Source organism: Shewanella sp. SW32 (genome assembly GCF_025653365.1).
Lineage (GTDB): Bacteria > Pseudomonadota > Gammaproteobacteria > Enterobacterales > Shewanellaceae > Shewanella > Shewanella oncorhynchi.
Window position 1 is genome coordinate 1 of sequence record NZ_JAKKSJ010000004.1, and the last position, 13,478, is coordinate 13,478.

Here is a 13,478-nt window from a genome sequence, read left to right on the forward strand (position 1 = left end):
CGCAGGTGTATTTTGCGCACCCTTATCGTTCTTGTGAACGTGGTGCGAATGAAAACGCCAATGGATTACTGCGGCAGTACGTCAAAAAAGGGGTTGATTTGAGGCTAGTGAGTAATGAATTAATCGAATTTGCTCAGAATAGAATTAACTATCGACCCAAAAAGTGTTTGAAGTTTAAGCAGCCTGCGGTGGTGTTTCACCAGTTAGCTGCTTAATTGTCGAGTGTCGCACTTCGGAGTTGAATTCGGGCTTGAAGTTGGAGCTGTATTTTTCTCGCTGTTTTATTAGTGATATAAACGGAAAGATAATATCACTTTTGCTTGGTGCGTACGTTTAATAATCGAGAATTTTACACCTCAAGCTTTAGCAGTCTTGCGTGTGTATAATAGTTTTTTAATATGACAAAACCTTGATCGTTATCAAAGGTTAACGGGTGAGTTATTTTTTAGCGTTAAAGTATGATCAAGGTTATATTGCGGAATGTAAAAGACTAATGATTTAAATCTGGATTATGTAATTTATATTTTTGATGTTTATTTAAAAATTCTCTATTTTAGAAAATATATTGATTTTACTTTTTCTAGTCGGATGTGTGATATTTATTTTGGTCTTAAAACAATAGGCGAAGCCAAAACGGGCTTCACCTATGATGTTTAATGTTGAGTAGCAGAGCTATAATTACACATTAATTTCTGGTTTGTAGAGCTTAGAAACTTGCAGTTACCCCAGCATAAATACTGCGACTCTTTTGAATATAATCAAGGTCGGTGGCAACTTGGTCACGTTCAGAATCCGTTAGGTTAGTCACGCCAAGCTTCAGTCTAAACATAGGATTAATTTGATAATTCGCACCTATATCGAGCGAGCCATAACCCTCTGATTTGACATTGGCTCGTAAATACTGCTCGCCAGTATAATGGTAGGCGATAAAGGTGGATAAACCATCGAATGCCTGCCATTGCAGTTTCAGGTTATAGCTGTCGTCCGGTGTTAAGGTAAAAGGCGCGCCATTTTGCTTATCTTCGGCATCGGTTTTACTGTAATTACCGTTTAGGCTGAGATCTTGAGTTAAATTGTACCAAGCTTGTAATTCCCAACCAGTGATCTTAGCTTCGTTCACGTTTTGGTAAGTTAATACTGTACCAGGGACTCTATTCCAAGTTTCGGTGATAATTTTATTTTCTACATCGTTATGGAAGTAGGTGATCGAGCCACCAAAATCCGTGGTTTGATATTGGGTCGATAACTCGTAGTTCACTGAGGTTTCGGGTTGAAGATCAGGATTTCCCGCAACGGCACAGGCGCCACGACAAGCGGGGATAATATAATCGGCTTGGGATTGCGCCATATTTGGCGCTTTAAAGGCTTTGCCGCCACCACCTTTAATGACCCATTCAGAGCTTAAGTTATACACCAAATACAAGCGTGGGCTAAATTCGGTGCCGTACACATCGTGGTGATCGACACGCCCACCTAAAGTGATATTGAGTTCGCCTAAGCTAAATTCATCTTGTAGATACAATGCCGATTGGCTGTCGTCTAAGGTGCCATCACCTAAAATATTGCGGCTATTTTCGAGCTGGGTCCAACGGTATTCTGCACCGCTGGTTAACATGTGATCGCCAAGCAGGACAGTGGTTTGACCGTCGAGATTGTGGTTGGTTTGGGTGATATTACCAATCTCGGCGATTAACGCTGAGTCGTCAGTCACCTCAACATTTTCATAGTAATAGCGCAGGCGAGTGTCGCCCCAGTTCCAGTGGCCATTATGGGTCAGACCTGAACTTATCCGCTCCGCTTGTTGGTTATTGGTGAGGATCGTGCCGTAGTTATTCCAATCAGACTCGCGTTCATCGTTGGCGTAACTTAAGTCAAATTGCAGATCTTGCTGGTTATCAATCAGCCATTGTAAATTTGCGAGGGCGCTGATTTCATCTCTGTCTTCTAGCGCATCAATAGTGGGTTTTAAGTCCGAGCGCCATGCATCGCGTTTATTGCTGTCGACGATTAAGTTTGCCAGTAATTTATCTTTGATCAGCGCGCCACTGCTGTAGAAATTGTACTTAGTGCTATCGCCACCCTTGCCACTGGTAGGTGCATCGTATTGCACGCCAACGCTGGTTTGCCAGTCCTCAGTTGGTTGACGCAGTATGACGTTAACCACACCGCCCAAAGCTTCTGAGCCGTAGAGGGATGACATAGGCCCACGTACAACTTCGATACGTTCAATGGCAGACATTGGAATAGAGGACAAGTCAAAATCGTTGCCATAACCAGAGGTTAATGCTTCGCGGGAGTTAATGCGGCGGCCATTAATCAAGATTAAAGTGTAATCTGAATCTAAACCTCGCAGGCTGATCTCATTGCGGCCATAGGGCGTGCCTTCGCTGATGTTCACACCCTGTAAATAACGGACTGCGCTAGCGAGATCGTCTATGACTAGCGCTTCAAGTTCACTGCGGTTAATCACGGACACCGAAGCTGGCGCCGAAAGCTCCGAGTGTTTAGTTTGTGTTGCTGTGATTACCATGCGCTCCATTTCTGGAGTGGTATCTTGCGTATTTGCCGCACTAGCCCATGCTGCAGGTAATAACAAACATAAACCAATAGCGCGTGATAGCTGGCTCAACATAGGTGTCTGTGTTGCATGAGATAGATGCGAGGTTTGGCGAGTGCGATGGATAAAGCGGGGCATATCATTCTTCCTTCGGTAATTTTGGCGAATGATAATTATTCTTAATTATAGCTTCAAGCTTGGATGTCTCTCTTTTGTGTAAAGGAAGTGTAAATTTTTAGTGTTTAATAACAGTGTGATAGCCCGTATATTCGACGTGTTGCTCGCTGGCATGGTCATTCTGATTGAGCGCATTGAGCACAAGGCACTGAGTATGACGATCTGAGTCTGACTGTCGTCGGATAAATCACTAAAAAATAGTGAGAATAATCAGAAACTATCACCGCACAAAACGGCATAACGTAATATGAAGCTATATCAATATGATTAATATGGATATTTTAACTGGCATAAGCTTTGCTGGCGATGTGACTTTATGTTTCGTGGTGCATTCATGTTTGTGATGTGAATAGTCGCCATACAAAATGTATTGCCAATATTTACGGAGAGAATATGAATCCAGCATTTTATAGCCTAGCCACAGTCACTGTTTTAACTTTGTCACTCGCCACTACCGAACCTGCGGTTGCCACAGATACGCCAACATTAGCTAAAGCAGCATCGGATAAAACCGCTGATGCTCCACAAGCTGACATTGCGCAGCCCGCTGCTGCACTTACAGACACTTTATCTACCCAAATTGCAGCGGTGGATTTTGCTGTGTTCGACAGTTTCAATAAGTGTTCAGCCCCTGCTGAACTCAAGAAACACGCGGCGTTTTTCACTGAAGATGTAGAGTTTTACCACGACACGGGTGGCGTGACGTGGAACCGCAAGGACATGATCGCTAATACCGAAAAATATGCCTGTGGCCATTACCGCCGCGAGTTAGTTGCGGGCACGATGAAAGTGTTTCCGGTGAAAGAGTTTGGCGCGATAGAACAAGGCGTTCACCGTTTTTGCAGCTTTGAAACCGGCAATTGTGAAGGTCTAGCCGACTTTGTCATTGTGTGGCGCAAACAGAACGAACAGTGGAAAGCTACCCGAGTGCTGAGCTATGGACACAGAACCGCTGAGGCCAAAACGGACTAAACCAAAGCTAGCTTTTAACAAAAAATGAGCCTTTAACAAAAAGCTAGCCTCTAACAAAATGCAGTAGTCGATTATTGGCGGGCATAGCCACATCTTGCTTCAGCGTTAAGCCTTGCTCGCTGGCTAAATTGCAAATCCATTCAATATCGCGAATGCCGCTGGCGGGATCCCGCTGTTTTAAAAAGGCATCAAACTGGCGATTGCTGTCACTGCTAAATTCGCCTTGGTAGTTAAAGGGGCCGTAAATGCACAGGGTCTTGAGTTGGGGGAGATACAGACCAAGGCCAGTAAAAAACGCTTCAACCATATTTTTGCTCATAATATGCAAAGTGTTTGCAGTAAATACGCCATCAATATCAGGTGTTAATCCCTTCACCGGCCATGGCACAGTGACATCAAGGGTAAGTGGTAAGCGTAGGTTTGCCGCTGCGTTGGGTAGCTTGCCTTCATGCATACACCTTGCGGTAATGACCTCAATATACTCAGCTTGATCGCTGGTTTGCCAGATTACATGGGGAAGATTTGCTGCAAAATACACAGCATGTTGCGCTGTGCCACTGCCGATTTCGAGTACATGTTGGTTGAGTGAGAATGCTTGTGTTAATACCGCTAAAATCGGCGCTTTGTTGTTTTCGCATGCTTGGGAAAACGGTAATTGGACAAGTGGCTGGGCAATTGGCATTAGTGGCATAATGGACTCTAGGTTGCTGAGATTAAAAGAGGATGACGCCGCACAAGCCTATCTTAAACCAGCAAAAAGTATAAGACTTAAAAGATAAAATGAGCCGCGCCTTAACATTCGGAGTCTCTATCTTAGGTAACTTAATCTTAGGTATCTTAATTTTAGTGCCTTAAATTTTAGTGCCTTAAATTTTAGTGCCTTAATTTTAGGTACCGCCATTTCAGAAGCTTCCATCTCAAGCTTCTCCATTTCAGGTTCTTCAAGAAGGAGCCTGCAGCCAGCTCTACTCCCTTTGTCATGTCCTGCAAATAGTTATCGCAATTCACTGTTGACCTCGATCTCAACTTAGATATACTCACAAATTCTGAACGCTTGTAAAAAATATAAAACAACGTCGGTATAATGCCGCGTTAAAACGAGTGTCCAAAACTAAGTGTCCAGAAGAACTGAGTGTCCAGAACTAAGACTTAACACTCACTTTCAGCCATCAACTTTCAACAGTTAACTTCAACATCAAGGAATGACCATGCCAGCAGAGCGTTGCGCCTCTTACTACAATGCCACCATTGACCAAGAGTCGGATTATCCTGTGCTTGAAGGCGACATTCGAGTCGATGTGGCGATTGTGGGTGGCGGTTTTACAGGCGTGGCAACTGCGTTGGAATTATCTGAGAAGGGCTATAAAGTGGCGCTTATTGAGGCCAATAAAATTGGGTGGGGCGCGACCGGACGCAATGGTGGGCAGGTGACGGGCAGTTTGTCCGGCGATGTTGCGATGACAAAACAGCTGCGCCGCCAAATTGGCAATGAAGCTGAAGATTATGTGTGGAATTTACGTTGGCGCGGTCATGACATTATTAAAAATCGGGTGGCCAAGTACGGCATAAACTGTGATTTAAAGTTTGGTCATATCCAAACCGCTTACCAGCCAAAGCACATGCAGGAGCTTAGGGCTATGCATAATGAGGCGCAGCGCCGCGGCATGGGTGAATTTATGACGCTGGTATCCGCCGATGAAATGCCTGCCTATTTAGGCTCGCCCTTGTATCACGGCGGCTTGGTCAATCGGCGTAATATGCATTTGCACTCAGTCAATTTATGCCTGGGTGAAGTCCGCGCCGCAGCAGGTCTTGGGGCATTAATCTTTGAACACTCACCCGTACTTGATATTGAAGAAGGCGATGTGGCGACTGTTGTCACTGCCAAGGGAAAAGTGCGCGCCAACAGTGTGCTGATCGCGGGTAATGCTTACCATAAACTCGCCCGTCCAAAACTGCGCGGTATGTTATTTCCGGCGTCCTTAGGCAATTGTGCCACTGCGATTCTGCCCGATGATATCGCTTTGCAAATCAATCCGCAGGACTTGGCCGTGTACGATTGCCGCTTTGTACTGGATTACTATCGCCTGACCGCGGATAAACGGCTGATGTTCGGCGGCGGCACTAACTACAGCGGCCGTGATCCTAAAAATGTGGCTGCGGAATTACGGCCTGCAATTGAGCGTACATTTCCACAATTAAAGGGCATTAATATCGAATTTGCCTGGGCCGGAATGGCAGGAATTGTGATTAACCGTATCCCGCAGCTCGGCAAAGTGTCGCCTAATGTGTTCTATTGCCAAGGATATTCTGGGCATGGGGTGGCGACATCACACATTATGGCCGAGATCATGGCCAATGCGATGGATGGGCAATTGCGTGAATTTGATTTGTTTGCCGCCATGCGTCATATCCGCATTCCGTTAAATGAATGGTTTGGCAATCAAGCGTTGGCGTTAGGCATGTTGTATTACACTTTGCGGGAAAACTGGCGCTAGTTTGCGCCGTGTTGTCTGCGACCAATCAATCTGCTCAAACAGTATTTAATCCTGTTCGATGAGTTTTTCGGCAAGGTAATCGACCAATACACGGATCTTAGCCGACAGGTGGCGATTTTGCGGATAGAGTGCCCAAATGCCTTCTTTGGCTTCGCGGTGACTGTCAAGGAAGGAGAGCAACCGTCCGGTTTGAATATCTTCTTCAATATAATAATCAGGCAGTTGAACTATCCCTATGCCCTTTAGTGCCGCATCCCTTAATGCGTAGCCACTGTTACAATTGAGATTGCCGCGGACTTTAATATTGCGCTCGCGGCCATTTTCCACAAAGCGCCAGTAATTATGATTACCGATCAAACAATTGTGCTGGTTAAGCTCAGATAAGGTATGGGGCTGACCGTATTTTTCCACATAGCTTGGTGAGGCGGCGACATAGTGGGTACGACTGCTGAGCGGTTTTGCCATCAGACTCGAATCGGCGAGTTTTCCGAGGCGAATGGCCAGATCATAACCGCCTTCAATCAAGTCTAAGGTGCGATTGGTCAAGTCGACGCTAAATTCAACACTGGGATATTGCACCATAAAATCATTGAGCAACGGCATGATAAATTTCTCGCCATAGGCGACGGGCGCCGTGAGCTTGACTAAGCCTTGGGGTGAGTCCTTTAGGTTTGAGATGGCGCGCTCGGCTTCTTCTAACCCCGTTTGTAATTGGCGGCAATGACGATAATAAATCGTGCCTTCTTCGGTTAACGACACTTTGCGGGTTGTGCGGTAAAAGAGTTTTGTGCCAAGGCGATTTTCTAAGGTGCTCACTTGGCGGCTAACGTGGGCGGTGGAGATATTCAGCCGCTGCGCTGCTAGGGTAAAACTTTCGGCCTCGGCCACTGCGACAAATTCAGAAATGCCGTCCCAGAGATACATTGTTGTTACTCAGTAAAAATGAATTGCTTGAATACTAGATTGTCTCTCGCTGAGAAACAAATACAATCCTCCTATTCAGTAGCATCAGTGCAATGGGCGCAAGAATTTGCTTGGCCTGAATTGAATTTATGATACACCAATGACTTACTCCTATTACCTATTCAAGGGACGTAACAATGTCGAACGAAAAACCGCAGTTTATTAAATCAAAGGCCGCTGTTGCTTGGGGACCAGGACAACCGCTTAAGATTGAAGAAGTGGATGTGATGTTACCTAAAGCGGGCGAAGTCTTAGTGCGCATTGTGGCTACGGGCGTGTGTCACACGGATGCCTTTACCCTGAGCGGTGACGATCCAGAAGGCGTATTCCCAGCGATTTTAGGCCACGAAGGCGGCGGTATCGTTGAGCAAGTGGGCGAGGGTGTGACCAGCGTACAAGTGGGCGATCATGTGATCCCACTTTATACCCCAGAGTGCGGCGAGTGTAAGTTTTGTCTATCGGGCAAAACTAACCTATGCCAAAAAATTCGTGCGACCCAAGGTAAAGGCTTAATGCCCGATGGCACCACGCGTTTTTATCTCGATGGCAAGCCTATTTTCCATTATATGGGCTGCTCGACCTTCTCTGAATATACCGTGTTACCTGAAATCTCATTGGCTAAAGTCAATAAGAGCGCGCCATTAGAAGAAATTTGTCTGTTAGGTTGCGGCGTAACCACAGGTATGGGCGCTGTGATGAACACGGCAAAAGTGGAAGAAGGTGCGACCGTGGCGATTTTCGGCCTCGGCGGTATCGGTCTATCGGCGATTATCGGTGCTACTATGGCCAAAGCCAGTCGCATTATCGCGATTGATATCAACGAATCTAAGTTCGAGTTAGCCAAAAAACTCGGCGCGACCGATTGCATCAACCCTAAATTACTCGATAAGCCTATCCAAGAGGTGATCGTTGAAATGACCGATGGCGGCGTAGATTACTCATTCGAGTGTATCGGCAACGTCAACGTGATGCGCAGCGCCTTAGAGTGTTGCCATAAAGGGTGGGGAGAGTCGGTGATCATCGGTGTTGCCGGTGCTGGTCAAGAGATTTCAACCCGTCCATTCCAATTAGTGACTGGCCGAGTATGGCGCGGTTCTGCCTTTGGCGGTGTGAAAGGGCGTTCTGAACTGCCCCACATTGTTGAGCGTTACATGGCGGGCGAATTTAAGCTCGATGATTTTATCACCCATACTATGGGACTTGAGCAAATCAATGAGGCGTTTGAGCTGATGCACGAAGGTAAGAGCATCCGTAGCGTGATCCATTTTGATAAATAAGTGGTTTTGCATTTTAAACGGATGCTTCAGCTTGATGTGACTAACCGGCAGACAGGTGCAAATCTGTCTGCTGTGTTGCCAACTGAGCTGACGATAAGCGCCATGACTAACGCTAAGACTAACGTTATAAATAGCGCTAAAAGATTGAGCTTAAAAGGACTTGTATGACCATAGAAAATATCAGTTGTAACAAGAGTTTTGGCGGTTGGCATAAGCAGTATCGCCATCAATCTCAGTCATTAAACTGCGAGATGCGCTTTGCCATTTATCTGCCGCCTGAGGCGGTGAATAAACCAGTGCCTGTGCTGTATTGGCTTTCAGGTCTAACCTGTACCGATGAAAACTTTATGCAGAAGGCGGGTGCACAGCGCATGGCAGCGGTACTTGGGATGGCGATTGTCGCCCCTGATACCAGTCCTCGCGGTGACGATGTGCCCGATGCGGCGGATAAAGCTTACGATTTAGGCTTAGGCGCGGGTTTTTACCTCAATGCGACAAAAGCACCTTGGAATCGTCATTACAAAATGTACGATTACATAGTCCATGAGCTGCCTACCTTGATTGAAGCGCATTTTCCTGTCACTACCCAGCGCGCTATCTCCGGCCATTCAATGGGCGGTCATGGTGCTTTGGTGATTGGTCTGAGTAATCCACACAGATATAGCTCAATTTCGGCCTTTAGCCCGATTTCGAATCCAAGTAATGCACCTTGGGGCATTAAAGCCTTTAGTGAGTATTTAGGTGAAAATCGTGAACATTGGCGCCAGTATGATGCATGCGAGTTGCTTAAGCTCGCGATTAGCGAAGTGCCAGTACTGATTGACCAAGGTGAAGCTGACAGCTTTTTAGACACCCAATTGATGCCACAATCGCTGGTGGATATCGCCCATACCAAGGGTTATCCCTTGGATGTGCGGATGCAAGCGGGGTACGATCACAGCTACTACTTCATCGCGAGCTTTATTGAAGAGCACCTTAAATTCCATAGCTTGTACTTTAAGCCTTAAATAGCCGATTCAGCAGTCACGCCGATGAGCTAAAACAAAAATGCCGCAACTTTGTGAGTTGCGGCATTTTTTATGGTGCGATTTAAGCGATTAGTGGGAGTGAACTAACACTCAGCACTTAGCACTCAACAATGTTGACTGCTAGGCCGCCTTTGGCGGTTTCTTTGTATTTGCTGCGCATATCTCTGCCGGTATCCATCATGGTTTTGATCACTTTATCCAGTGAAACCTTATGGTTACCGTCACCGCGCAGGGCCATACGAGAAGCGTTGATCGCTTTGATCGCGCCCATGGCATTACGTTCGATACAAGGCACTTGCACTAGGCCGCCCACAGGATCGCAGGTTAAACCTAAGTTATGTTCCATGCCGATTTCTGCCGCGTTTTCAACGTGCTCAACCGTACCGCCCATGATCTCAGTCAGTGCGCCAGCGGCCATAGAACAGGCCACGCCCACTTCACCTTGGCAACCGACTTCGGCGCCCGAAATTGAGGCATTTTTCTTGTACAAAATACCAATTGCAGCGGCAGTTAATAAATAACGGGCGCAGACATCGATATCCACTTCTTGTACGAAGGTATCGTAATAGCATAAAACGGCAGGAATAATTCCCGCAGCACCGTTTGTTGGCGCAGTGACGACGCGATCACCGGCCGCATTTTGCTCGTTGACCGACAGGGCGAATAAATCAACCCAATCCATAGCGGTTAATGGATCGACATTGTTACGGCCTTCGGCTTTCAACCGACGGTACAGTGCAGGAGCACGACGACGCAGTTTTAGGCCGCCAGGTAAAATACCTTCCTTCTGATAACCGCGTTCGATACAGGTTTTCATCGTCTGCCAAATATTCCACAGCTTGGCTTTGACTTCATCTTCAGTGGCTAAACTCAGTTCGTTCGCCATCATTAAAGAAGAAATGCTGAGACCTTGGCCTCCGCATAATTCCAGTAAGTGAGCCGCACTCACAAAATCAAAAGGAGCCGATTCAATTTGTGAGGCTGGCGATGCATTACGTTGGCTAATTTCATCTTCATCTAAAATAAAGCCGCCGCCCACTGAGTAGTAAGTGCGATCAAAAATGCATTCCCCTTTACAGTAAGCGTACAAGGTCATGGCGTTAGCATGCGCAGGTAGCGTTTTGCGTCTGTGATAGGTAATGCCTTGCTCACGGGTAAACTTAACTACTTTGCCACAGTGTAGAGTTAAGGTTTCGTCCTTGGAGACGTGTTCTAAAATACCGTCGATACTGTCAGTGTCCACGGTTTCGGGATCTTCGCCCATTAAGCCTAAAATCACTGCTTTGCCCGTGCCGTGGCCTTTGCCTGTTTGGCCGAGGGAGCCAAAGAGTTCGGCTCTTAATTCATCAATCTGGGTCACGAGTCCTGAGTCAGTCAGGTTTTGCATAAAAATTTTGCCCGCTTTCATTGGGCCGACGGTATGTGAACTCGATGGACCTATGCCGATCTTGAACATGTCAAATACGCTAATCATGATAGAAGTCCTGTTGTGTCTTGTTTATTATTTTAGTCTGAGTGCATGGGATTGCTCGCTCTGCAGATTGAAGCACGCTAATCTTGCGCGTGTACTCTGGTCAGTGGCGGCGTTCTTTCATGCGAAATCTGCTTGTGTGATACTCTAACGCCAGTATCCCATAGATTAGTGTGACAATTCACATTAGTTTTTTTTATTCGTAATAGTTCGGATAAGCTGAACTTAATTGGGACTTTTTTACAGGCCATTTTATGGTCAAGAATACAGGCTTCGACAGCGCTACAAGAGTAGGTGGCTCGCTTTTTTTAGCTTTTTTGTGAGCGTGGACTACTTATGGCTTGAGTGGTTATTTTTTGAGTATTAATGAATATTTTTAGGGAGAAGTATGAGCTATTTAATGTTGGATTTACTGTCGTTGGACGTCAGTGAGGCTGAATCTGAGATGCTACGCCATCCACAGGTGGGTGGTTTAATCCTATTTTCCCGCAATTTTTCGAGCCGTGATCAGTTGATCCGTCTGGTACAACAGATACGCCAAATACGCCCAGAAATATTAATCGCCGTCGATCACGAGGGTGGCCGAGTACAACGTTTCCGTGATGGCTTTACCATTATTCCCGCCATGGGCGACATTTTACCCGCAGCAAAGGGCGATATGGTATTGGCCAAGCGTTGGGCCTGTGAGCTTGGTTTCTTGATGGCGATTGAATTACTGGCTTGCGATATCGACTTAAGTTTTGCGCCCGTGTTGGACTTAAACGGCGTGAGCCAAGTCATAGGTAAACGCAGCTTTAGCCCAGAGCCCGCCGAGGTGATTACATTGGCCGAAAGCTTTATTGCTGGCATGGCCGCAGCTGGCATGGGCGCCGTGGGTAAACATTTCCCCGGGCACGGCAGTGTAGTGGCGGATTCGCACTACGAGAAACCCATTGATGATCGCGATGCCGAGGCGATTTTTGCAAAGGATATCCTGCCGTTTAAAGAATTGATCGCAAAAGAAAAGTTATTAGGCGTGATGCCCGCGCACGTGGTTTACCCTAAAGTCGACCCTAACTCTGCGGGCTTCTCTGAATACTGGTTAAAACAAGTGCTGCGTAAAGAACTTGGCTTTAACGGGGTGATTTTCTCTGACGATCTCGGCATGCAAGGTGCTGGGTTTGCGGGCGATTACCGTGCAAGGGCCAGCGCCGCCTTAGCTGCAGGTTGCGACATGATTTTAGTGTGTAATGACAATGCGGGCGTAATGTCGCTACTCGATGGCTTTACTTGGCCTGCAAGCGCGCCACAGTATCCTGCGAGTTTACTTAAACCCAATGCCTCGCAAACGGCAGCGGCGCTCGATAATACGGCCCGTTGGGAAAATGCCAAACAGCTTGCCGAGCAAATTTGTTTGGCCCAACAGGCGAAAGTTTGATGTAGCGCAAGGTGTGAGATCACTCTTTTGCTAGGGTTAGTTAATTCACTGTGATTAAAAATGATTAAAAGGCCTTGATATGATTTTCTATCTTCATGGATTTGATGCGACTAGCCCAGGTAATCACGAAAAAATGCGTCAGTTGCAATTTATTGACCCTGACGTGCGTTTGATCAGTTACAGCACCTTGCACCCTAAGCACGACATGCAACACTTGCTCAAGGAAGTCGCTAAGCAAATGCAGCATAGCGACGATCCCGCGCCGTTAATGGTTGGCGTAGGACTCGGCGCTTATTGGGCCGAACGGATTGGATTTTTGAATGGTCTTAAATCTGTACTGATTAATCCTAATTTGCACCCAGAAAATAATATGCAGGGCAAGATTGACCGCCCAGAAGAATATGCCGATATCGCCAATAAGTGTGTGTCGCAATTTCGCGAAAAGAATACTCACAAGGCCATGTGCATATTTTCTGTGAATGATGAGATGTTCGATAATCAGCAACTCGCCAGTGAATTAAGCGCCTATTATTCGATTGATTGGGATGACGTTCAGCCCCACAAATTCCCCCAACTCGCCGCCCACCTCCCCAAAATAAAAGCCTTTAAGTTGGCTTGATTGATATCGATTGGATAAAAGTACCACTCCTCTTTTTCTATTTAAGAGGGGAGTGGATTTATCTCATCGGCTATTCCGCCTTATGGTTTGGCTTTTAATACTTCATGCCGCGCACATTGCGACTCTGAATATGAGTGTGACTATGGGTATATATTTCAGTAGGGCATATTGAGGGCTCTAGATTATAAAATCGACTGTATTGGTTTTGGACTTAAATGTGTAGGAAAGTAGTCTAGGGTGACTGCGACTTTTGGTTTTGTTTTTAGGGGATTAGCGTTGGCTGGTATCTACGCATATAGGCTTGCCATGGCATTGACTCACCGACACGCAGCCAGTCCGTCCGTGGATGCTCGACCGCCCCGTCCATGGGGCGGACGGTCGTCTCGCCAATCACCATGGCTCACCTTTCGTGCATTCACGTAACCTGTAGATTTAAAAGACATACACAACACACTTTTGGACAAAAGTGCGTTAGATCTATTACTCACAATCGTCTAGT

Annotated in this window: 10 protein-coding genes and 1 pseudogene; 7 read left to right on the top strand and 4 right to left on the bottom strand. The window is 46.4% G+C overall.

Features of this window, described 5'->3' with window-relative positions:
• Positions 1-215: pseudogene (locus L5M28_RS02975) on the top strand (IS30 family transposase); the annotation flags it as partial.
• Between the two features lie 491 nt (positions 216-706).
• Here the strand turns inward: L5M28_RS02975 and L5M28_RS02980 are convergent.
• On the bottom strand, positions 707-2,695 hold the full coding sequence (locus tag L5M28_RS02980) for a TonB-dependent receptor domain-containing protein (protein WP_263198483.1): 1,989 nt from the start codon (positions 2,693-2,695) through the stop codon (positions 707-709).
• A 432-nt stretch (positions 2,696-3,127) separates the two neighbouring features.
• Between L5M28_RS02980 and L5M28_RS02985 the strand changes: the two genes are divergently transcribed.
• Positions 3,128-3,706 (top strand): nuclear transport factor 2 family protein, encoded by a 579-nt coding sequence (locus L5M28_RS02985; protein WP_263198481.1) that lies wholly within the window; start codon positions 3,128-3,130, stop codon positions 3,704-3,706.
• Positions 3,707-3,749: 43 nt separating this feature from the next.
• On the opposite strand, the gene L5M28_RS02990 is transcribed toward L5M28_RS02985, so the two are convergent.
• Entirely contained in the window at positions 3,750-4,397 is a 648-nt protein-coding gene (locus L5M28_RS02990; RefSeq protein WP_263198479.1) for a class I SAM-dependent methyltransferase, read from the bottom strand.
• Positions 4,398-4,914: 517 nt separating this feature from the next.
• On the opposite strand from L5M28_RS02990, the gene L5M28_RS02995 reads away from it, so the two are divergent.
• A complete protein-coding gene (locus tag L5M28_RS02995; protein WP_263202423.1) occupies positions 4,915-6,204 on the top strand; it encodes an NAD(P)/FAD-dependent oxidoreductase in 1,290 nt (429 codons plus the stop codon).
• Positions 6,205-6,249: 45 nt separating this feature from the next.
• Here L5M28_RS02995 and L5M28_RS03000 read toward each other — a convergent pair whose 3' ends face one another.
• Entirely contained in the window at positions 6,250-7,128 is an 879-nt protein-coding gene (locus L5M28_RS03000; RefSeq protein WP_263202424.1) for a LysR family transcriptional regulator, read from the bottom strand.
• Positions 7,129-7,304: 176 nt separating this feature from the next.
• Here L5M28_RS03000 and L5M28_RS03005 point away from each other — a divergent pair, with 176 nt between their 5' ends.
• Positions 7,305-8,444, top strand: coding sequence for an S-(hydroxymethyl)glutathione dehydrogenase/class III alcohol dehydrogenase (locus tag L5M28_RS03005; RefSeq protein WP_006081880.1), 1,140 nt, complete (start codon positions 7,305-7,307; stop codon positions 8,442-8,444).
• Positions 8,445-8,608: 164 nt separating this feature from the next.
• Positions 8,609-9,451 (top strand): S-formylglutathione hydrolase, encoded by an 843-nt coding sequence (gene fghA / locus L5M28_RS03010; RefSeq protein WP_028759793.1) that lies wholly within the window; start codon positions 8,609-8,611, stop codon positions 9,449-9,451.
• 118 nt (positions 9,452-9,569) lie between these two features.
• On the opposite strand, the gene L5M28_RS03015 is transcribed toward fghA, so the two are convergent.
• Positions 9,570-10,946, bottom strand: a complete 1,377-nt coding sequence (locus L5M28_RS03015) for an L-serine ammonia-lyase (protein ID WP_263202426.1) — start codon at positions 10,944-10,946, stop codon at positions 9,570-9,572.
• A 385-nt stretch (positions 10,947-11,331) separates the two neighbouring features.
• Here L5M28_RS03015 and nagZ point away from each other — a divergent pair, with 385 nt between their 5' ends.
• Entirely contained in the window at positions 11,332-12,360 is a 1,029-nt protein-coding gene (nagZ, locus tag L5M28_RS03020) for a beta-N-acetylhexosaminidase (RefSeq protein ID WP_131524457.1), read from the top strand.
• 79 nt (positions 12,361-12,439) lie between these two features.
• On the top strand, positions 12,440-12,979 hold the full coding sequence (ycfP, locus tag L5M28_RS03025) for an alpha/beta hydrolase YcfP (RefSeq protein ID WP_028759796.1): 540 nt from the start codon (positions 12,440-12,442) through the stop codon (positions 12,977-12,979).
• Positions 12,980-13,478: the final 499 nt, after the last annotated feature.

What these genes read in the sequence shown, in the direction of transcription:
- L5M28_RS02980 (WP_263198483.1), bottom strand. Translation starts at nt 2,695, where the DNA reads ATGCCCCGCTTTATCCATCGCACTCGCCAAACCTCGCATCTATCTCAT.
- L5M28_RS02985 (WP_263198481.1), top strand. Translation starts at nt 3,128, where the DNA reads ATGAATCCAGCATTTTATAGCCTAGCCACAGTCACTGTTTTAACTTTG.
- L5M28_RS02990 (WP_263198479.1), bottom strand. Translation starts at nt 4,397, where the DNA reads ATGCCACTAATGCCAATTGCCCAGCCACTTGTCCAATTACCGTTTTCC.
- L5M28_RS02995 (WP_263202423.1), top strand. Translation starts at nt 4,915, where the DNA reads ATGCCAGCAGAGCGTTGCGCCTCTTACTACAATGCCACCATTGACCAA.
- L5M28_RS03000 (WP_263202424.1), bottom strand. Translation starts at nt 7,128, where the DNA reads ATGTATCTCTGGGACGGCATTTCTGAATTTGTCGCAGTGGCCGAGGCC.
- L5M28_RS03005 (WP_006081880.1), top strand. Translation starts at nt 7,305, where the DNA reads ATGTCGAACGAAAAACCGCAGTTTATTAAATCAAAGGCCGCTGTTGCT.
- fghA (WP_028759793.1), top strand. Translation starts at nt 8,609, where the DNA reads ATGACCATAGAAAATATCAGTTGTAACAAGAGTTTTGGCGGTTGGCAT.
- L5M28_RS03015 (WP_263202426.1), bottom strand. Translation starts at nt 10,946, where the DNA reads ATGATTAGCGTATTTGACATGTTCAAGATCGGCATAGGTCCATCGAGT.
- nagZ (WP_131524457.1), top strand. Translation starts at nt 11,332, where the DNA reads ATGAGCTATTTAATGTTGGATTTACTGTCGTTGGACGTCAGTGAGGCT.
- ycfP (WP_028759796.1), top strand. Translation starts at nt 12,440, where the DNA reads ATGATTTTCTATCTTCATGGATTTGATGCGACTAGCCCAGGTAATCAC.